This window comes from Rhodococcus sp. MS13, from assembly GCF_013277835.1.
Lineage (GTDB): Bacteria > Actinomycetota > Actinomycetes > Mycobacteriales > Mycobacteriaceae > Rhodococcus_F > Rhodococcus_F erythropolis.
In genome coordinates this window covers 72,651-90,528 of record NZ_VBTL01000001.1, presented here as the reverse complement: position 1 = coordinate 90,528, position 17,878 = coordinate 72,651, and the positions used below count along the sequence as shown (strand labels likewise).

Below are 17,878 nucleotides of genomic sequence, written 5' to 3'. Positions count from 1 at the left end.
GACCGAATTTCTCGTGGAAAACACAGGCGTGCAACACTGGGTCAAGAACTGCTGGGTCATCGGCGCCTTGTCGGCGCCGTACGGGCGGCAGTAATCAAGTAGCCATCGACCGATCTCTAACGCAGGTTTATCTGCGCGCGGCAACGATGACCAGGCAAAAGGGTGGCATGTGAACGAATCGAGCAATGGCTTGTTTTCCGACCTCAGCGCGTCGGAGCCCGTTGTCGACGCAAAAAGCGCCGAGCAACTGGCGGCCGAGCGTGAAACTGCGGCAGCAGAACGCTCGAACACCGACACCGCTGAACAGCGGCAGTCACAGCTGTTCAGCGGTTAAGCGCGTCAGGACTCCTTGATTACCGACAGAACATTGCCGGCTGGATCGGTGAACCACGCGATGTCGGGGCCGTTGCCACGCATGATGCCTCGCGCATCCTGGGGGAATCCGTCGTATTTCAGAAACTCCACGCCACGTGCGGTCAGTTGATCGACGGTTGTGTCGATGTCGTCGACGACGAAGTTGAGAATCGTGTACGTCGCCGCTTCGTGATTCGGTTTGGGATAGACGAGGATTTCGGTTCCGCCGGCAAGATGTAGCCGAATCAGCCCCATGTCTTCATCGGTCACTTTCAGCCCGAGTATTTCGCCGTAGAACTTCTGTGCAGCATCGATGTCTGTCACCGAAAATCCGCTGAATGCTTTGGTGTCCGCAAGCATGGCTATCTCCGTTCCTAGCTGTTGTCGGACTAGGTGGGTTGGGAATCCGTCATTCCGGATTCCATGTCGGCCCTGGCCTCCTCGCTGAACTCGATGATCTGAACGTAGTTTCCGTCGGGGTCGATCGCGGTGGCGAAAAAACTGCCCCCGCGGACTTCGAGCGGAGCGTGCCAGTTTCCGCCGAGTGCGTCGATGCGCTGTGCGATCGACCGGGCGTCGTCGGTCTCGACGTTGAGGAACATGCGACCCGGCTGGGGGTTGGTCTCACCGACGTCGTCGCGTCTGTCGAGCATTACGTAGAAACCGTTGAAGTCGAGGACGTCGTAGCCAGGTTCACCGGGAGTCCGGTCGACCTTCGGGGCGAACGCCTCGGCGTACCAGTCGCGCAATCGTTCGGGGTTGGTGCTCGAGAGCAAAATGCTGCTGATGCTGGATCCGGACATGGGTCCTCCTGCTGTCGGTCGTTACTGTCGTCGGCAATCGAGGCTCTGGCCACATCACCTCCCAGATACAGACTTCCCGCAGCGGCGAAACTCATCGCGGCTCAGCTGTGTTCCGACACCATGATCGCCGTCGTCCCTGGTTCGAGCGCCCGAAAGATATGCTCCTCGTCGCCGGGATAAGCGAGATAGTCGCCCGGGCCGAGCTCGATCGGATCTGCGGTGGGCCCGACCTCCGCTCGCCCGGTGCCGATCACAACGTGTTCGGTGGTGCCGCGCGCATGCGGAGTCGAAATACGCGGCTCGCCCGGTTCGGCGACTATGCGATACAGATCGCGTCGTGCGTTCGGTGGGCTCGGCGCCAAGAGCGTCGCGATGTACGACGCGTTTGCCGAAGCAATTGCGGGACCTTCTCCGGCTCGAATCAATTGAACGGTCTGTGCCTGCGAGTCGACGAGTTGTGAGAACGGCACACCCAACGCGTTGCCGAGTGCCCACAGTGTTTCGAGGCTCGGGTTCCCGAGGCCGGATTCGAGTTGGGAGAGTGTGGATTTGGCGATGTCGGCGCGCCGCGCCACCTCCGAGAGGCTCAAGCCTGCTCGGGCACGTTCGCGTTTGAGTGCGACGGCGACCAGTTTCTGAGGAGTCTCCGCTGTATCCGTTTCATTACTGGTCATCGTTCGATTCTCCGATCGGTCGTTCTACTTGACGAACGGTGTCACTTCGTTCAACATAGAATACATGCGTTCTTTATGGCGAACAGTTGATCGAGACACGGTTCGGGTGAGCGTGCTGATCTGGCTCTCCGTGGCCATCGTCGGTGTGTCCTACGGTGTGACGGCAGGATCGGCTGGATTCTCGTTGTGGCAGCTTTCGGCGTTGGCTGTACTCGTTCTGGGAGCGTCTTCGGAGTTCTTGTTCATCGGAATCATCGCAGCCGGAGGCAGTGCCACCGCTGCTGTTGTGGCGGGCTTGTTGATCAACTCACGTAACTTCGCCTACGGGATGTCGGCAGGATCATTTCTCGGCAGGGGTCGCTACAAAGATTCAGGCTGGCGCAGTATGGTCGGCGCGCACCTGGTCAACGACGAAAGCGTCGCGGTCGCCATGGCGCAGGAATCGGTGGAGCGCAAGCGTGCGGCTTTCTGGTTCTGTGGAATCGGGATCGCGGTGTCGTGGCCGATCGGAGCGCTGCTGGGCGGGTTGCTCGGCAGCGTCGTCCGAGACCCCGGCGCGTTGGGATTGGATGCCGCGTTTCCGGCTGTCATTCTGGCCCTTGTCCTGCCTGCGCTGAAGGAAAAGGTGACGCTGCTTGCCGCCCTGATCGGTGCAGCAGTCGCGGTGGCCACGTCGCCGTTCCTGCCGCCCGGTACCGCGCCGCTCGTAGCGCTGCTGAGTATCGCGGTGACGATACCGTTCCGGGAGAAGGTTCGATGAATGCCGCGTCGGTCTGGATCGGTATTGTCGTGTTCGCTTGCGGCTCTTACGCTTTGCGGGCAAGTGGCGTTCTGCTCCGCTCTCGGGTGAAGCTTTCGAGCTTTGCCGAGAAAACCCTCGATCGTGCTGTCGTGGTGCTGCTGCTTGCAGTGGTTGCGACATCGACGATCTTCACCGGGCATGACGTTGCGGGGCCGGCGCGGATGCTTGGCGTGGTGGCTGGAGGCATCTGCGCCTGGTTCAAGGCGCCATTGGTACTAGTGGTGATTGTCGCGGCCGGCACTACTGCACTACTACGGCTGTAAGGAGTGTCGTAGAGCCGATTCTGTGCGCGTTGAATGTGTGGTCGAATTCAGGCGAGTGCGGATGCCGTCGATGAACAGGTCCAGGCCGAACTGGAAGCGCACTGTCGGATCGCCGTCGAGGAGGTCCTCGTCGGAACCGCCGCCGATCACCTCGGGGGAGTCGGGGGAAATGGGTGCTCGGGTAAGTGCCCCCATTTCTTCCATCTGCGCTCGGGACTGCTCGTCGACGGTGTGGCCGAGCACGTAGTACAGCAGGGCGTACGCCGCGAGTTGGGCATGCTCGCGTGATAGCCCGGATTCTTCGCCGGCGTGTACGAAGTGCTCGCGCACCTTGCTGCTTGTCATCCGCGAAGCGAAGGTGGCACTGACCAACTCGGCGCCGTCGCGGTGCGCCAGCAGGGCAGACCGAAGTCTGTGTGCCAGTTCGGAATACGCGTCTTGCCATGTCTCTGCGTCTACGGGAGTGTCGAGGTCTTCGAGGATCTTGTCGACGACCGCACCGAGCAAGGTCTGCTTGTTCGGGAAGTGCCAGTACAGGGCGCCGGGTTGGACACCCAGTGACGTTGCGAGCCTGCGCATCGTGAGGTCGGCAAGTCCGAACTCGTCGAGTATCGCCATGGCGCCGTCCAGCACGTCGCCGCGTCGCAACTGCACTTGTTGTTCCCCTCGTTTCGTCCCGCTGTGGACCGCTCGCGATCGGATGTCGATCGGACCCGCCTTTGACAGTATTCCACCATGTCTCTAACGTGAACACCGTTCAACTTGTACGGTGTTCAATTTTGCTGGTTTCGAAGGAGACGTCTGTGACCCCGCCCCCGATTAGCACGGCCCCTGCGACGGTCGACATCCTCGACCAGGCGCGTGAGCAAGTTCTCGAAAGAGGAGTTGGCCTGACCGAAAGCCAGGTGCTCGACGTACTCCGACTCGACGACGACAGGCTCGAAGACCTGCTGGCTCTCGCCCACGATGTGCGTATGAAATGGTGTGGACCGGAGGTCGAGGTCGAGGGCATCATCAGCCTCAAGACGGGCGGTTGCCCCGAGGACTGCCATTTCTGCTCGCAGTCCGGACTCTTCCAGTCGCCGGTTCGCGCGGCCTGGTTGGACATCCCGAGCCTGGTGGAAGCTGCCAAGCAGACTGCGAAGTCGGGCGCTACCGAGTTCTGCATCGTGGCCGCCGTCCGCGGACCTGACGCCCGGTTGCTCGCTCAGGTAGCCGCAGGTATCGAGGCGATCCGCAATGAGGTCGACATCCAGATCGCCTGCTCGCTCGGCATGCTGACCCAGGAACAGGTCGACCAACTGGCCGCCATGGGTGTGCACCGGTACAACCACAACTTGGAGACCTCGAAGTCGCATTTCCCGAACGTCGTGACCACACACTCGTGGGAAGAGCGGTGGAACACGCTTCGGATGGTTCGCGAAGCAGGCATGGAAGTGTGCTGCGGCGGAATCCTCGGTATGGGTGAATCATTGGAGCAGCGCGCAGAATTTGCCGCGAACTTGGCTGAACTCGAGCCGGACGAGGTCCCGCTCAACTTCCTCAACCCGCGTCCCGGCACCCCCTTCGGGGATCTGGATGTGCTGCCCGCCAGCGAGGCGCTCAAGTCCGTGGCGGCATTCCGTCTCGCGCTGCCCCGCACGATCCTGCGCTTCGCGGGTGGACGCGAGATCACTCTCGGCGATCTGGGTGCCAAGCAGGGCATCCTCGGCGGAATCAACGCCGTCATCGTCGGCAACTACCTGACCACCCTCGGGCGTCCCGCCGAGAAGGATCTGGATTTGTTGGTGGATCTGCAGATGCCGATCAAAGCACTGAACGACACTCTGTGAGCACTCCGGTGACCGAGGAGCGGTACAACCCGTTCACCGGGCGTCGGATCGTCGACGGTGTCGACGATCCGACGCCGACTGCGGCGTCGATGGGGCTAGAGCCGCCTCGCTTCTGCGAGCAGTGCGGGCGCCGCATGATCGTTCAGGTCAGCCCTGACGGATGGTGGGCGAAATGCTCCCGACACGGTGTCGTCGACTCGATCGACGCCGCCCGCAGGTAGCGTCACTCTGTGTGATCTCTCTTCGGCAGACTCGTCTGCGCACCGCGATCGTGATCGCCGCAACCACTGCGGGCGTGAGCGTGCTCGTCGGTGTGGTGTGGGCGTTCTTGGCTCCGGCCGAGCATCTGTTGGTGGTGTCCGAGGGGCGCGGCGTCGCGTTGACGGGTGAGAGCCTCCATCAGTTCGACGCGAGTGCTGTGTTCATCTGGCTGGCACTGATCGTCGGTGTGCTGTCGGCAGTAGCGGCGTGGTTGGCGCGTCTGAGTCGAGGCCCGTATGCCCTGGGCGGGTTGATAGTCGGCTCGGCGGCAGGTGCCGGACTGATGGCACTCGTGGGTTCGGGCGTGACAAATCTGCGTTTCCCCACCGCCGACAATCCGGCGGTCGGGGAGATCATCGCGCGTGCACCGAACATCGGCACCTTGCTCGTGCTTCTGTTTCAGCCGCTTGCGGCGTGCGTCGTGACTTTGGTTCTGGCAGTGCTCAATCCGTACGACGACCTCGGTGTGGGGGACCACCCGGAATCTGGGGATTCGGAATCCGGGGATCCGGCCACCGAGGCCGAACAGACCGACGACGAGGTCCAGCCGAAACTCCCGTAGCCGTTGCTTCTATACAGCCGTTGCTTCTATACAGCCGACGCTTCTCTATACCGCCGACGTCGACGGGCGGTTCGCTGCGGACTTCATTCGCACGTCACCCAACAGTCGACCCGAAATCAACGCTCCCAACCGGCGGGTTGCGAACCGAGTGCTGATCGAGGACACCCAATTCGGCAAACCTGATACGACTGTCGGCGGTGCGTTGCGTCGATCCAGTGCCCGGAAAGCTGTATCCACCACCTGAGTTGCCGTCTGCATGCGCCCGACCGCAGCATCTTCGGAGCCGACGACGTCGAAGAACTCGGTTCGTGTCGGGCCGGGGCACACCGCCAATACGGTCAATCCGCTGCCGCGAGCTTCTGCCCAGAGTGCTTCGGTGAAGTTGAGTACAAAAGCCTTGGACGCGCCGTAGACGGCCATGCCAGGGGTCGGCTGGAACGACGCCGTGCTCGCGATGTTGACGAGCGCTCCGCGTCCGCCCAGGAGATCGGGCAGGAAGGTGTGCGTCAGTTCGACCAGTGTGGCGATGTTGAGCTGAATTTCGGACGTGACGCGCTCGAGATCTTCGTCCACGAATGCTCCGTGTGTTCCGAAACCGGCGTTGTTGATCAGCGAGGTGACGGTGATGCCACGGTTTGTCAGCTCCTGGTGCAGTGTTGCGCCGACGCCGGGCGCCGCCAGGTCGGCAGGCAGAACTGTGACTGTGATGCCGTGGGCGACGCGGAGTTCGGTAGCGAGGGCTTCGAGGCGATCTGCCCGCCTGGCGACGAGAACCAGATTTGCACCGCGAGCGGCGAAGCGGTGAGCGAATTCCACTCCGAGCCCAGCGCTGGCTCCGGTGATGAGGACGGTGGTTCCGGCTACGTCGATGGCCATGGTGGCTCCTTCGGTTCGGGTGATCCCAAATGTAGGCACTGACACCATAGTTGTCAATGACAACATTTTGATATGGTGCCACCATGCCCGCCCACGAACAGCCGTACCACCACGGCAGCCTGCGACAGGAACTCCTGGCGTCAGCTGAAGCGACCCTCGAGCGAGATGGCGTCGACAAGTTGTCGCTGCGGCAGCTTGCGCGCGAGGCGGGCGTGAGTCACGCGGCCCCTGGCAAGCATTTTCGCGACCGTCAGGCTTTGCTCGACGCCTTGGCTGAAAGCGGATTCCATCGGATGACCGGTGCGCTCGAGCGAGCAGTTTCGGAGGCGCCGCCGACCGCGAAAGCCCGGTTCTCCTCGCTCGCCAACGCCTATGTGGATTTTGCGCTCGAGCATCCGGGCCTGTTGTCTCTGATGTACAGCAACAAGCATGCACCCGGTGCGGCCGAGACTGTCGTGAACGCGGGGCACGCGACGATGGATCTGACCGTTCGGCTCGTATCGGAAGCGCAGGCTGCGGGTGACATTGCCGCCGGCGATCCGGAAAGTATTGCGCTGGTTGCCTTTGCGACGTTCCATGGCGTCGCGACGCTGGCCGCGGGCGGAATGTTGGGCGACGTGCCGGTCGGCGATGTGGTGAACGCGGCCTCGACGGTCTTCTGGGCGGGATTGTCTCGATCTGCCTGATGTGTGGGCGCGCGCGGAATCCCCAGAGTTCTCACAGAACCAACACAAGGGAGCCACAAGATTGCGGACTTACATGGGAGTCAAGAAGTTTGATTCCGAGTGGAGGTTTCGCAATGAGCGTTTCGGAGATCGCCCCGAACAGGGGAGTTGTACTTGTCACGGACATCGGATTCGAGCACGGTGCGCGTATCGCCACCGAGTTTCTCGACGCCGGTTGGAGCGTGGCGGTCACCGCGCGGACGGTGACAGAATTGGTGCGCATCATGGCGGGAAAACCGACCCATCGCTTCTTTGCGATAGTCGCTGATCCGACGGATCGTTGGCAGGCCGATCGGATTCTCGATCGGGTGACGACGCGGTTCGGCGCAATCAATCGGGTTATCGATCCGGCCGGCGCGGTGACCTCGGCGTGGCTGCAACGCGGAAGTTTCGAAGCCGTTGCCTGAGAACCTGATCGACGTCAGCTCGGGGGACGCAGTGCAGCGAATTCGTCGGTGACTCGCAAGGTGGAGTCGGTGAAGCGGTACAGGGCGGGTGGGCGTCCGCCCGACTTGCCGGACGGTGCGGTGTTGCCGGTGGGAGTCAGTACGCCTCGGCGACCCAGTACGCGTTGCAAGTTGGTTGCGTCGACTTGGTAACCGAGTGCAGCGCAGTAGATTTCACGCAGTGTCGACATCGCGAACTCTTCGGGAGCCAGCCCGAATGCGATGTTGGTGTAGGAGAGTTTTGCAGCCAGTCGATTACGCGCGTGCCGTACGACGGTTCCGTGGTCGAACGACATCTCCGGCAACTTCGAAACAGGGTGCCAGGCCGTGTCGGGCGGAAGTTGTGGGTCGGCGCTGAGGGGAACGAGTCCGAGGAAGGTCGACGCGATGCGGCGCGGGCCCGGCACTCGTTGTGGATCACTGAAGACGGAGAGTTGCTCGAGGTGGGCGACCTTTCGTAGGTCGACCTTCTCGGCGAGGAGTCGTCGAGCGGAGGTCGTCAGGTCCTCGTCGTCGCGCAAAGTGCCCCCGGGCAGGGACCATGTGCCTTTCTGTGGGTTGAGTGCGCGCTGCCACAGCAGCACGGCCAACTCTTCGCGCCCTTGTGGGCAGTGATCGCCGTCACCTGCGGCGATGCTTGCGGGGAAGGTGCGAACTTGGAACACCGCTGCAAGCACTTCGTGGGTGGTGTTACTATTGGGCACGTTTTCGATCCTAAGTCGAAAACCTCGAATACGGAAATCCGGGCCAGCCCGTCCGGATTTGAACTGGGTGACGAGCCCGGGTTCACGGTGAAGGAGAACGCCATGACGACCACGACGTTATGGGAGGGATCGGCCTCGCAGATTCACGACGGCCCCGGCGGATACAACGGAGTCGAAGCGACCCCCGAGTGGGCCGCTGAGATCAAACGTCTGGCTCGCGAACGCGGCGCGACGATTCTTGCGCACAACTACCAGCTGCCTGCGATTCAGGACGTCGCCGATCATGTCGGCGACTCCCTGGCGCTTTCGCGAATCGCTGCCGAGGCGCCCGAGGACACGATTGTCTTCTGCGGTGTGCACTTCATGGCCGAGACCGCGAAGATCCTGTCGCCGTCCAAGACGGTGCTGATCCCGGACGAGCGTGCCGGCTGCTCTCTGGCCGACTCGATCAATGCCGAGCAGCTTCGTGAGTGGAAGGCCGACAACCCGAACGCGCTGGTGGTCTCGTACGTGAACACGACGGCAGAGGTGAAGGGTCTCACCGACATCTGCTGCACGTCGTCCAATGCCGTCGACGTGGTCAACTCGATTGATCCCGACCGGGAAGTTCTCTTCCTCCCGGACCAGTTCCTCGGAGCTCACGTCAAGCGCGTCACAGGCCGCACCAACATGCAGATCTGGGCCGGTGAATGCCACGTCCACGCGGGTATCAACGGTGACGAGTTGACGGCGAAGTCCAAGGCTCACCCCGATGCCGAGCTTTTTGTGCACCCTGAATGTGGTTGCGCTACTTCGGCTCTGTACCTCGCCGGTGAAGGCGCGGTCCCCGCGGACAAGGTCAAGATCCTCTCCACCGGCGGAATGCTCGACGCTGCCCGCGTCACCAAGAGCAAGCAGGTTCTGGTCGCCACCGAGATCGGGATGCTGCACCAGTTGCGCAAGGCAGCGCCCGACGTCGATTTCCAGGCCGTCAACGACCGCGCGTCGTGCCCGTACATGAAGATGATCACGCCTGCCGCGTTGCTTCGCTGCCTTCTCGAGGGCAAGGACGAGGTCCACGTCGATCTCGAGATGGCCAAGCGTGCACAGAAATCGGTGCAGCGCATGATCGAGATCGGTAATCCGGGCGGCGGCGAGTGACCAGCCCTGCCGGGCGTTTCGCCTGGGAGGCTCATGCCGACCTGGTCGTCGTGGGAGGCGGTGTCGCGGGCCTCACCGCTGCGCGCACCGCTTCTCTGCGGGGGCTGAAAGTACTCACGGTCAGCAAGGGTGGTCCGACGGACACCTCGACTCAGTACGCGCAGGGCGGCATCGCGGTCGTCGACGATCTGAATACGGATTCCGTCGAGTCGCACGTTGCGGATACGTGTGAGGCCGGCGTCGGCTTGTGCGACGAGGAAGCTGTCTATTCCATCGTCGAAGCTGGTCACGACGCAGTTGCGGCGCTGGCCGCGTTGGGCGCGGTCTTCGATCGCGGGCGAGACGGCGAGGTGTCGCGCACCCGCGAGGGTGGGCACAGCACGCGTCGGATCATCCATGCGGGCGGCGACGCCACGGGCGCGGAAGTGCAGCGGGCTCTCAACGCTGCCGGCCTCCCCGTTCTGTTCGGTGCAGCGGCAGTTCAGGTGGTGACCAACCGGCGCGGGGTGTGTGGACTCATCGTCTCCTCGCCGGAAGGGCTCGGAGTGATCCATGCGCCCGCGGTACTGCTCGCTACCGGTGGACTCGGTCAGCTGTATGCCTGCAGTACAAATCCGCCCGGTGCAACTGCCGACGGAATCGCGTTGGCGCTCGAAGCAGGTGCGGCAATTGCGGATCTGGAATTCGTTCAGTTCCATCCGACGGTCCTCTTCACTCCGGGTGGAGTAGGTCGCCGGCCCTTGATCAGTGAGGCGGTCCGCGGCGAAGGTGCGATTCTTGTCGACACCAACGGCGATTCGGTCACCGCAGGTGTTCATCCGCTGGGTGATCTCGCCCCGCGTGACGTGGTCTCGCGCGCAATCGCAGCACGCCTACGAGATCTCGGCACCGATCACGTCTACCTGGACGCCCGCAAGCTCGACGGCTTCGATTCGCGGTTCCCGACCATCACCGCATCCTGTCTCGAAGTGGGCATCGATCCACGCACCCAACTCATTCCCGTCGCTCCGGCCGCGCACTACTCGTGCGGTGGAGTCGCCACCGACGTCCATGGACGAACGGGAGTGCCTGGACTCTACGCAGCGGGCGAAGTGGCTCGCACGGGATTGCACGGCGCGAATCGTCTTGCGTCCAACAGCCTTCTCGAGGGTTTGGTGGTCGGGGAGCGTGCCGGAATCGCAGCTGCCGAGCGTCGCGAGGTTCATGCCGAAGTGGTCAACGTGGTGCGCAAGCCGATGCCGATCCTCCCACGAGAGACTGTGCAGTCCGTCATGACAGCACACGCGTCGGTGGTTCGCGACGGAGGCGGTCTCCAGACTGCGCGAGCCGCGCTTGCCGGCGCCGATCAGACAGTGGCGGTGGCTGCTGGGGACCTCGAAGACGCGGCGCTCACACTGACCGCGACAGCGTTGGTCGATGTAGCCGTGGCACGAACCGAGAGCCGAGGCTGTCACACCCGCACCGACTATCCTGAAACAGATCCGAATCAGCGTCGCAGCACTCGGATCAAGATGAGTGCCGATGGAGCGCTCGAAATACTAGACATGTTGTTGACAGGAGTTCATTGATGACCGAGCAGAAGATCCTGCCCGCGCCGCTCGACCGTGACGAACTGCTCACGTTGGTCAGGCTCGCTCTGGACGAGGATCTGCGCTATGGCCCTGATATCACTTCTACCGCAACGGTTCCCGCCGATGCAGTCGCGAAGGCCTCGGTCGTCTCACGCTCCTCGGGTACTGTCGCCGGCATCGACGTCGGACTGCTTGTTCTCGACGAGGTGATCGGCGCGGGTAACTACGAGGTCGTTGATCGGGTGGCCGATGGAACTCGGGTTGCGCCAGGTCAATCGGTGCTCACCGTCGTCGCGCCCACCCGCGGCCTTCTCACGGCAGAGCGGACGATGCTCAACCTCGTCTGCCATCTCTCGGGAATCGCCACGGCGACGTCGCAGTGGGTCGACGCCATCGCCGGCACTCATGCCAAAGTGCGGGACAGCCGAAAGACACTGCCCGGACTACGTTCTCTGCAGAAATATGCAGTCCACGTGGGCGGAGGCGTCAACCACCGCATGGGATTGGGTGACGCGGCGTTGATCAAGGACAACCACGTTGCCGCTGCCGGTTCGGTGGTCGCAGCACTTCGTGCGGTCCGTGAGCTCGCGCCGGACATCGAGTGCGAAGTCGAGGTCGACAACCTCACTCAGCTCGACCAGGTGCTGGCGGAGAACGTGGAACTTGTTCTGCTGGACAACTTCCCGTTGTGGCAGACGCAGATCGCGGTCCAACGCCGAGACGCTGTTGCCCCCGAAACCAAGCTCGAGTCATCCGGTGGTCTCACCATCGACGTTGCCGCAGAGTACGCCCGAACCGGCGTCGACTACCTCGCTGTAGGTGCCTTGACGCACTCGGTGACAGTGCTCGACCTCGGGCTCGACATGTAGGTGCTGCTATCGCTCGGCGTCCAGCAGTTGCGGGACGGCCGAGCGAAGCGCGCTTGTCACGGTTGCGACCGCCGGGTGAGCGTCGGAGCCGGCTCGGTGTGCGATCTTGGTCCTTCGTCGAATGGGCATCGGCGTCAGGCGCACTCCGAGTGGCGGATGGATGGCTCCGAGTTCCGGGACCAGTGAAACGCCCTGCCCTGCAGCGACGAGGGCGAGAACGGTGGCGAACTCGTCGATGTGGTGTCGCACTTTCGGGGTGAACCCGGCCGCTTGGCACGCGCGAATGGTCATTGCATGACAAGCAGTTCCGGGGATCGCAGTAATCCAGTGCTGCTCCACGCAGTCGGTCAGCGCGGTAATGGTGCTGTCGGGATCTGTAGCGGTGTCGTTCGACGCCAGATAGACCGATTCGCTGCACAGAGGCAACGCTGTCAGGCCCGGTTCGCTGGGACGAGGGACGAAGTCGTAGTCGTGAATCAACGCCAAGTCCAGATTCCCAGCTCGTAGGGCGTCGGCGACGTCCGCTGGGTCGATCTCCGAAACCATCGGTTCCAACCCGGGATGCTCGCGAGAGAGGGCGATCAATGCCGGCGGGAGGATCGCCCGTGCGGCGGTCGGGAACGTTCCGATGCGCAGCGGCCCCGCCAGTCCACGACGCGCGTCGACCAATTCACCCGACGCCTGCTCCAGGCGTTGCAGGATGACTTCGGCATGACGTGCGAGGTTCTCACCGGCCGGCGTGAGGCGGACGCGACGGCCTGTTCGTTCCAGCAGTGGCACGCCGGCTTCACGTTCGAGGACGGCCAATTGCTGCGACACCGCGGAGGGACTGAACGACAGCGCCTCGGCAACGGCAACGATGGTTCCGCGCAGCGCCAGTTCGCGCAATAGCTTCAGTCGACGAACATCGAGCATCAGCTCAGCTTACGCTCGACGATGGAAATGCGAACTAGACCTACAAGGTCTGTTCGGTGAGGCTGAGTTCTATGACTACGACTCGAGTTGACCTGGCCGGAATCCATGTACCACTGATCACGCCCTTCGAGAGCGACGGTCGTATTGCAACCGACGCACTCGAACAGCTTGCGCACCAGGCCCTCTCCGAAGGTGCGGTCGGACTCGTTGCGCTGGGGACTACAGCGGAAACCGCAACCCTCACCGAGCAAGAGAGAGTGACCGTTCTGGATATCTGTGCGAGCGTGTGCCGTGCGAGAGGTGCGACGTTGATCGTGGGCGCGGGTAGCAACGACACGGCGGGCAGTGCGCAGGCGCTCGGGAGGCTGACTCGGTGGCCTGACGTCTCGGCGGCCTTGGTGCCGGTTCCCTCCTTCACGAGGCCGTCGAAAGCCGGTGTGGTGGCGCATTTCGCGCATCTGCAGTCGTCGAGCCGCGTGCCGCTGATCGTCTATCACGTGCCGTACCGAACTGCGTGCGATCTGGACAGCGGCACTTTGCGGGAGCTGGGTGATTTGCCCGGGGTTGTTGGTGTGAAGTATGCCGCGGGCGGTATCGACGCAGCTGCCGTCGAACTCTTCGCGGATCTTCCGGACGACTTCGCCGTGCTGGCGGGGGATGATCTGTTTCTCGCGCCGCTTCTGGCCTTGGGTGCGTCAGGCGGAATCTTGGCGTCCGCTCATGTGTCGACCGCCGAGTTCGTGCGCCTGGTGAAGGCTTGGGACAGTGGAGATGTGGACAGTGTTCGCGATCTTGGGCGACGGTTGTCGACGCTGTCAGGAGCTCTCTTTTCCGAATCGAACCCGACTGTCATCAAGGGCGTGTTGCATGCATTGGGGCAGATTCCGACTCCCCATGTGCGACTGCCGTTGCTACCTGCGAGTGACGAATCGGTAGCGCGGGCGCTCGAGGTCTACCACTCTTGACTCGAACGGGTGTTCGAGTATTGTTGGGGGTGGGGATCGGGGGATTCAATGAGTGTCTATCTGTCGGATGTGGTGTCTGGTTCTGCGGTGGGGTTGCGCGGACGTCTGTGGCGGTTGTCTGCTTCTGAGTTGCGTGCAGCTGCGGTGTCGGCGAGTGCGGAGATTCTGCGTCTCGAGGCTGTTCGGGTGGCGGTGGTGGACGAGTTGTCGTTGCGGCCGGATGATCAGGTGATCGCGAGCCGCGGGGTGGGGTGCTGGTTGGCGGCGAACACGATGCTGCAGGTTCGGGACGGGAAGAAGATCGCCGCCCTCGGTGCAGCGCTGCGCCCGTTTCCGGCGGTGGCAGCTCGGTTCGATGTCGGGGACTGCTCGTTCGATCATGCCGTGTTGATCGTGGCGTTCTGCGAATCACCACCGAAGGGGATGCCGGAGGAGGCGCTCCCTCGCTGTATCGACTTGTTGTTGGCTGCCGCGTCGGGCGTGGAGGCGACGACCACGAAGATCCGGAATGTGATCGCGACCTTGGAGCGAGTGTTCGAATCGGATGAGATTCCGCCTGCCGAGGATGTGGATCGGAATGAGTTGCGGATCGCGTCGACGTTGAACGGTCGGGTGGTGGTGCGCGGTGATTTCGATGCTCTCACCGGTGAAATGTTGTTGTCGGCGTTGTCGAATCTGACGATGCCCACCCCGGCACCCGATGGAACCCCGGATTCTCGGTCGGCGGCGAAGCGGACTGCGGACGGGTTCACGGAACTGATCCGCCGGTATTTGGATTGCGCGAAGACCGGTTTCGATGGTGGCCAGCGTCCGCATGTGAACGTGCACATCAACGCGCGTGATTTGGCTGAGCACCGGGATTGCGCCGCCGCACCCTCGCCCGATGGTGGTGCTGTGGCTGTGTCGGATCTCGATGTCGGGCACATGCCCTGGCTCGGGCCGCTGTCCGTTTCGCAGACCAGGCTTCTCGGCTGTGACTGCTTCCTGTCCACGGTGCTGCTCGACGGTCACGGCGCGCCCTTGGATGCGAAACCCGGAAAGCGATTGGTGTCCGCGGAGCAGCGAGTGGCGTTGATCGCGAGGGACAAAGGCTGCGCGTTCCCCGGCTGCACATGCGTGCCCGCGTGGACCGATGCGCACCATATCCGGCACTGGGCTAACGGTGGCCCGACGGTGATGAACAACCTTGTCCTGCTGTGCCGTTCACATCATCGATTGATGCACCGCAAAACGGGGTTCGTCGGGAAATGGGTGATCCGCATCGGCGTCGACAACAAACCGTGGTTCATCCCACCGCCCTCGATCGACCCCGGCCAGCACCCCAGGCCGGCAAACACCACCTTCAAAACCTGACTGAGTGGTGACACCCGTTCAGGTACACAACTTCACGTCGATAGGCTTCAACTCGGAGATACATCCGGGTTGGGGCCTGGAGGCCGTGGTGTTGTGAACGGCTGCAGATATGGGGGAGGTCATATGGTTGTGGACGTTGTGCAAGCGGTCGAGAGCGATGGGCCGGAGATTCTGGCGCTGCGGCACGCGGCAGAAGACTGGTTGGCAGAACGCGGAATCATCCAGTGGCGCCCGCGTGAAGTGTCTGTCGAGCAGGTCGTGGAGCAGATTTCGAGAGGGGAGTTCTTTGTTGCGCGAGACCGGGCGCAGTCAAGGATTGTCGGCGCCCTGCGGTTGATCTGGTCAGACCCCGTGGTCTGGCCCGATTCGAACGAGCCTGCCGGCTACGTGCACGGATTGGTTATCGATCGAGAATTCTCGGGCAACTCGTTGGGAGAACGCTTACTCGTCTGGGCCCATCGACGGTCCGCGGAGGAGGACGCGCAGTACTTGCGGCTCGATTGTGTCGAAACGAACGTGCGGTTGCGCCGTTATTACCGAGACGCGGGTTTCGCCGAGGTAGGGCGTCGTGACTTCGGAGATGTTGTCGACAACGGTTGGTTCAGCGTCGTGCTGTTCGAGCGTTCCCTGACCTGATTCATTCACAGCAACTTTCCAGCCGGCTCCCAGTGCCGCCGGGGTTGAACGCGCGATCGTTGGCAGGACAGTAACTCGCGAAGGGACTTCCTGATGACCGCCGTTCTGCATCCGGCCCCGCCTCAGCGGCCGACACCAACTGCCCATCGAGCCGAGCCCTCGCCGTCGTGGTTCCGCACTCGCCGTACAGGATTGGCGCTGACGATCCTGTTGGCAGCAACGGCGGTCTTGTATTTGTGGAATTTGACCGCGAGTGGCTACGCCAACACCTTCTACGCTGCGGCAGCGCAGGCCGGCTCCCAGAATTGGAAAGCGTGGTTCTTCGGTTCCCTCGATACCTCGAATTTCATCACTGTCGACAAACCGCCCGCTTCATTGTGGGTCATGGGTCTGTCCGGACGAATCTTCGGATTTTCGAGTGCCAGCCTACTTGTTCCGCAGGCGTTGATGGGCGTCGGATCGGTTGCGCTCGTGTATGCGGCCGTCAAACGAGTGGCGACGCCGGCTGCGGGTCTTGTGGCGGGAGCTGTGTTGGCAGCTACGCCCGCTGCCGCCCTGATGTTCAAGTTCGACAATCCCGATGCATTGCTTGTTCTGCTCATGACTCTCGCCGGCTACTTCGTGATTCGCGCCATGAGCACGGCGGTGGGTCGACGAGCCGCAATGTGGGTGGCGCTCGCCGGAGTCGCGCTGGGCTTCGCTTTTCTCACCAAGATGTTGCAAGGGCTGATGGTGTTGCCTGCATTTGGTGCCGCGTATTTGATTGCCGGACAGGTGCGCTTGCGGACTCGCCTGTTCCACCTGGTGATCGGTGCTGCGTCCGTTGTCATATCGGCTGGGTGGTGGGTGTTGGCAGTGTGGCTGTGGCCCGCTGATTCTCGCCCGTACATCGGCGGATCGACCAACAACAGCGTCATGGACTTGGTACTGGGATACAACGGATTGGGTCGACTTTTCGGGAACACCGGTGGCGGAATGTCCGGTGGTAGTAGTGGAATGGCTGGTGGCAGTGCAGGTTCCAGCTTTGGGGGAAGTGCCGGACTCGATCGGCTGTTCGGCAGCGAGATGGGTATCCAGATTTCCTGGCTGATTCCTGCGGCACTGATCGCGTTGGTGTTCGGACTCCTCGCCCGTGGGCGTGCACCGCGCACAGATCTTCTCCGTGCGTCGTTGATCCTGTGGGGTGGTTGGTTTCTCGCTACCGGCCTGATCTTCAGCTACATGTCCGGAACGATCCACCCCTATTACACAGTTGCGCTGACGCCTGCTGTTGCGGGGATGATCGGCGTCGGTGGATACGCCCTGTGGTTGGTGCGTGCCCGCTGGATCGGACGCTGCGGCTTGGCAGCGATGATGCTGGCCGCAGGAATTTGGAGCTGGGTGTTGTTGCACCGCAATGCCGAATGGCTGCCGATGCTGAAGTGGATTCTGTTGGCGGGCACTGTCGTCGGCGCGATCCTGGTTCTGGTGGAAGCCAAGGGTCGATTTCGCAAGCTCGCTGTCGCTGGATTGATCATCGGTTCGTTGGCAGGGATAACCGGTTCGGCGTCTTACGCGATTGCCACTGCCGCTACAGCGCATGGTGGGTCCATCCCGACGGCAGGACCAACCGGCGCCGTGTCCGACTCCGGAATGGGCGGGGGAGGAGGCATGAGTGGGGGCCAAGGGCAGGGAGACGGTGGGGCTCTGCCGAACTCTGATGACGCGAGCAGTAATCCGACGGCGAGTGGGCCAGGAACAACGAGTGGGCCAGGAACAAGCAGTGGTAGCGAAAGTACTTCCGAGTTGACGGCAATGTTGGTCAATGCGGGCACCACGTGGTCGGCCGCGACCAACGGATCGCAAAGCGCAGCAACCTACGAGTTGGCCAGCGATACTGCGGTGATGGCGATCGGCGGTTGGAGTTCTGATCCCGCACCGACGCTGGACCAGTTCATCGAGTACGTGGCAGACGGCGAGATCCACTATTACATCGCCAGTGGCCAGGGCGGAAGCCCGAAAGACAGCCAAGGCGGGGACAGTACGTCGAGTGCTATTCAGGAATGGGTCGAAGCGAATTTCTCGTCGACAACGGTGGGAAATTCCACGATCTACGACCTCAGCGGGTATGTCGGATAGCGACGTAGT

22 protein-coding genes are annotated in these 17,878 nt (G+C 62.5%); 15 read left to right on the top strand and 7 right to left on the bottom strand.

What is annotated here, in order from left to right:
- The first annotated feature begins 169 nt into the window (after nt 1–169).
- Nucleotides 170–334, top strand: coding sequence for a hypothetical protein (locus tag FEZ59_RS00320; protein ID WP_019748819.1), 165 nt, complete (start codon nt 170–172; stop codon nt 332–334).
- Between the two features lie 5 nt (nt 335–339).
- Here FEZ59_RS00320 and FEZ59_RS00315 read toward each other — a convergent pair whose 3' ends face one another.
- The 3 genes from FEZ59_RS00315 to FEZ59_RS00305 form a co-directional block, all read right to left on the bottom strand.
- A complete protein-coding gene (locus tag FEZ59_RS00315) occupies nt 340–714 on the bottom strand; it encodes a VOC family protein (RefSeq protein WP_172932062.1) in 375 nt (124 codons plus the stop codon).
- Nucleotides 715–743: 29 nt separating this feature from the next.
- Nucleotides 744–1,157, bottom strand: a complete 414-nt coding sequence (locus tag FEZ59_RS00310) for a VOC family protein (RefSeq protein WP_172932061.1) — start codon at nt 1,155–1,157, stop codon at nt 744–746.
- Between the two features lie 101 nt (nt 1,158–1,258).
- Entirely contained in the window at nt 1,259–1,831 is a 573-nt protein-coding gene (locus tag FEZ59_RS00305; RefSeq protein WP_021344529.1) for an XRE family transcriptional regulator, read from the bottom strand.
- 64 nt (nt 1,832–1,895) lie between these two features.
- On the opposite strand from FEZ59_RS00305, the gene FEZ59_RS00300 reads away from it, so the two are divergent.
- Together FEZ59_RS00300 and FEZ59_RS00295 are read left to right on the top strand one after the other, a co-directional pair.
- Nucleotides 1,896–2,591, top strand: coding sequence for an AzlC family ABC transporter permease (locus FEZ59_RS00300; protein ID WP_037249420.1), 696 nt, complete (start codon nt 1,896–1,898; stop codon nt 2,589–2,591).
- Nucleotides 2,588–2,896, top strand: a complete 309-nt coding sequence (locus FEZ59_RS00295; protein ID WP_021344527.1) for an AzlD domain-containing protein — start codon at nt 2,588–2,590, stop codon at nt 2,894–2,896. Before FEZ59_RS00300 ends, FEZ59_RS00295 begins: the two co-directional genes overlap by 4 nt.
- Here the strand turns inward: FEZ59_RS00295 and FEZ59_RS00290 are convergent.
- On the bottom strand, nt 2,885–3,550 hold the full coding sequence (locus FEZ59_RS00290) for a TetR/AcrR family transcriptional regulator C-terminal domain-containing protein (RefSeq protein WP_021344526.1): 666 nt from the start codon (nt 3,548–3,550) through the stop codon (nt 2,885–2,887). The two genes, FEZ59_RS00295 and FEZ59_RS00290, sit on opposite strands and share 12 nt — an antisense overlap.
- A 164-nt stretch (nt 3,551–3,714) precedes the next feature.
- Between FEZ59_RS00290 and bioB the strand changes: the two genes are divergently transcribed.
- From bioB to FEZ59_RS00275, 3 genes are read left to right on the top strand one after another with little or no spacing between them, the layout of a single operon-like run.
- Nucleotides 3,715–4,728 (top strand): biotin synthase BioB, encoded by a 1,014-nt coding sequence (gene bioB, locus FEZ59_RS00285; RefSeq protein ID WP_024487821.1) that lies wholly within the window; start codon nt 3,715–3,717, stop codon nt 4,726–4,728.
- Nucleotides 4,725–4,949 carry a hypothetical protein gene (locus tag FEZ59_RS00280; protein WP_019748812.1) on the top strand — a complete coding sequence of 75 codons (225 nt, stop codon included), beginning with the start codon at nt 4,725–4,727 and terminating at the stop codon, nt 4,947–4,949. Before bioB ends, FEZ59_RS00280 begins: the two co-directional genes overlap by 4 nt.
- A gap of 11 nt (nt 4,950–4,960) precedes the next feature.
- Complete coding sequence (locus FEZ59_RS00275) at nt 4,961–5,551, top strand: DUF2567 domain-containing protein (RefSeq protein ID WP_172932059.1); 591 nt, start codon at nt 4,961–4,963, stop codon at nt 5,549–5,551.
- Nucleotides 5,552–5,596: 45 nt separating this feature from the next.
- Here FEZ59_RS00275 and FEZ59_RS00270 read toward each other — a convergent pair whose 3' ends face one another.
- Nucleotides 5,597–6,427 carry an SDR family oxidoreductase gene (locus FEZ59_RS00270; protein WP_020908030.1) on the bottom strand — a complete coding sequence of 277 codons (831 nt, stop codon included), beginning with the start codon at nt 6,425–6,427 and terminating at the stop codon, nt 5,597–5,599.
- Between the two features lie 83 nt (nt 6,428–6,510).
- Here FEZ59_RS00270 and FEZ59_RS00265 point away from each other — a divergent pair, with 83 nt between their 5' ends.
- Both FEZ59_RS00265 and FEZ59_RS00260 read left to right on the top strand, forming a co-directional pair.
- The gene (locus FEZ59_RS00265) at nt 6,511–7,113 is read left to right on the top strand and encodes a TetR/AcrR family transcriptional regulator (RefSeq protein WP_019748809.1); all 603 of its coding nucleotides are present in this window, start codon (nt 6,511–6,513) and stop codon (nt 7,111–7,113) included.
- Between the two features lie 113 nt (nt 7,114–7,226).
- A complete protein-coding gene (locus tag FEZ59_RS00260; protein ID WP_029255524.1) occupies nt 7,227–7,559 on the top strand; it encodes an SDR family NAD(P)-dependent oxidoreductase in 333 nt (110 codons plus the stop codon).
- A 14-nt stretch (nt 7,560–7,573) separates the two neighbouring features.
- On the opposite strand, the gene FEZ59_RS00255 is transcribed toward FEZ59_RS00260, so the two are convergent.
- Nucleotides 7,574–8,302 carry an NUDIX domain-containing protein gene (locus FEZ59_RS00255; protein ID WP_007733069.1) on the bottom strand — a complete coding sequence of 243 codons (729 nt, stop codon included), beginning with the start codon at nt 8,300–8,302 and terminating at the stop codon, nt 7,574–7,576.
- A gap of 102 nt (nt 8,303–8,404) precedes the next feature.
- Between FEZ59_RS00255 and nadA the strand changes: the two genes are divergently transcribed.
- The 3 genes from nadA to nadC are packed head-to-tail and all read left to right on the top strand — an operon-like array spanning nt 8,405 to nt 11,882.
- A complete protein-coding gene (gene nadA, locus FEZ59_RS00250) occupies nt 8,405–9,442 on the top strand; it encodes a quinolinate synthase NadA (protein WP_020908027.1) in 1,038 nt (345 codons plus the stop codon).
- Nucleotides 9,439–11,010 (top strand): L-aspartate oxidase, encoded by a 1,572-nt coding sequence (locus tag FEZ59_RS00245; protein ID WP_021344518.1) that lies wholly within the window; start codon nt 9,439–9,441, stop codon nt 11,008–11,010. Before nadA ends, FEZ59_RS00245 begins: the two co-directional genes overlap by 4 nt.
- Nucleotides 11,010–11,882: a carboxylating nicotinate-nucleotide diphosphorylase gene (gene nadC, locus FEZ59_RS00240; protein WP_003941805.1), complete on the top strand. Its 873-nt coding sequence runs from the start codon at nt 11,010–11,012 to the stop codon at nt 11,880–11,882. The genes FEZ59_RS00245 and nadC overlap by 1 nt, the downstream gene beginning before the upstream one ends.
- A 6-nt stretch (nt 11,883–11,888) precedes the next feature.
- Here the strand turns inward: nadC and FEZ59_RS00235 are convergent, their stop codons facing one another.
- A complete protein-coding gene (locus tag FEZ59_RS00235; RefSeq protein ID WP_172932058.1) occupies nt 11,889–12,797 on the bottom strand; it encodes a LysR family transcriptional regulator in 909 nt (302 codons plus the stop codon).
- A gap of 71 nt (nt 12,798–12,868) precedes the next feature.
- On the opposite strand from FEZ59_RS00235, the gene dapA reads away from it, so the two are divergent.
- The 4 genes from dapA to FEZ59_RS00215 all read left to right on the top strand — a co-directional run bounded on the left by dapA (nt 12,869) and on the right by FEZ59_RS00215 (nt 17,869).
- On the top strand, nt 12,869–13,762 hold the full coding sequence (gene dapA / locus FEZ59_RS00230) for a 4-hydroxy-tetrahydrodipicolinate synthase (protein WP_134999915.1): 894 nt from the start codon (nt 12,869–12,871) through the stop codon (nt 13,760–13,762).
- Nucleotides 13,763–13,810: 48 nt separating this feature from the next.
- Nucleotides 13,811–15,115, top strand: a complete 1,305-nt coding sequence (locus tag FEZ59_RS00225; protein WP_172932057.1) for an HNH endonuclease signature motif containing protein — start codon at nt 13,811–13,813, stop codon at nt 15,113–15,115.
- A 123-nt stretch (nt 15,116–15,238) separates the two neighbouring features.
- Complete coding sequence (locus FEZ59_RS00220) at nt 15,239–15,751, top strand: GNAT family N-acetyltransferase (RefSeq protein ID WP_172932056.1); 513 nt, start codon at nt 15,239–15,241, stop codon at nt 15,749–15,751.
- Between the two features lie 93 nt (nt 15,752–15,844).
- The gene (locus FEZ59_RS00215; protein ID WP_172932055.1) at nt 15,845–17,869 is read left to right on the top strand and encodes a glycosyltransferase family 39 protein; all 2,025 of its coding nucleotides are present in this window, start codon (nt 15,845–15,847) and stop codon (nt 17,867–17,869) included.
- Nucleotides 17,870–17,878: the final 9 nt, after the last annotated feature.

Bases quoted from the DNA above. Each gene is read 5' to 3' on its own strand.
- FEZ59_RS00315 (WP_172932062.1), bottom strand. From the start codon at position 714: ATGCTTGCGGACACCAAAGCATTCAGCGGATTTTCGGTGACAGACATC.
- FEZ59_RS00310 (WP_172932061.1), bottom strand. From the start codon at position 1,157: ATGTCCGGATCCAGCATCAGCAGCATTTTGCTCTCGAGCACCAACCCC.
- FEZ59_RS00305 (WP_021344529.1), bottom strand. From the start codon at position 1,831: ATGACCAGTAATGAAACGGATACAGCGGAGACTCCTCAGAAACTGGTC.
- FEZ59_RS00300 (WP_037249420.1), top strand. From the start codon at position 1,896: ATGCGTTCTTTATGGCGAACAGTTGATCGAGACACGGTTCGGGTGAGC.
- FEZ59_RS00295 (WP_021344527.1), top strand. From the start codon at position 2,588: ATGAATGCCGCGTCGGTCTGGATCGGTATTGTCGTGTTCGCTTGCGGC.
- FEZ59_RS00270 (WP_020908030.1), bottom strand. From the start codon at position 6,427: ATGGCCATCGACGTAGCCGGAACCACCGTCCTCATCACCGGAGCCAGC.
- FEZ59_RS00265 (WP_019748809.1), top strand. From the start codon at position 6,511: ATGCCCGCCCACGAACAGCCGTACCACCACGGCAGCCTGCGACAGGAA.
- FEZ59_RS00260 (WP_029255524.1), top strand. From the start codon at position 7,227: ATGAGCGTTTCGGAGATCGCCCCGAACAGGGGAGTTGTACTTGTCACG.
- nadA (WP_020908027.1), top strand. From the start codon at position 8,405: ATGACGACCACGACGTTATGGGAGGGATCGGCCTCGCAGATTCACGAC.
- nadC (WP_003941805.1), top strand. From the start codon at position 11,010: ATGACCGAGCAGAAGATCCTGCCCGCGCCGCTCGACCGTGACGAACTG.
- FEZ59_RS00235 (WP_172932058.1), bottom strand. From the start codon at position 12,797: ATGCTCGATGTTCGTCGACTGAAGCTATTGCGCGAACTGGCGCTGCGC.
- dapA (WP_134999915.1), top strand. From the start codon at position 12,869: ATGACTACGACTCGAGTTGACCTGGCCGGAATCCATGTACCACTGATC.
- FEZ59_RS00225 (WP_172932057.1), top strand. From the start codon at position 13,811: ATGAGTGTCTATCTGTCGGATGTGGTGTCTGGTTCTGCGGTGGGGTTG.
- FEZ59_RS00220 (WP_172932056.1), top strand. From the start codon at position 15,239: ATGGTTGTGGACGTTGTGCAAGCGGTCGAGAGCGATGGGCCGGAGATT.
- FEZ59_RS00215 (WP_172932055.1), top strand. From the start codon at position 15,845: ATGACCGCCGTTCTGCATCCGGCCCCGCCTCAGCGGCCGACACCAACT.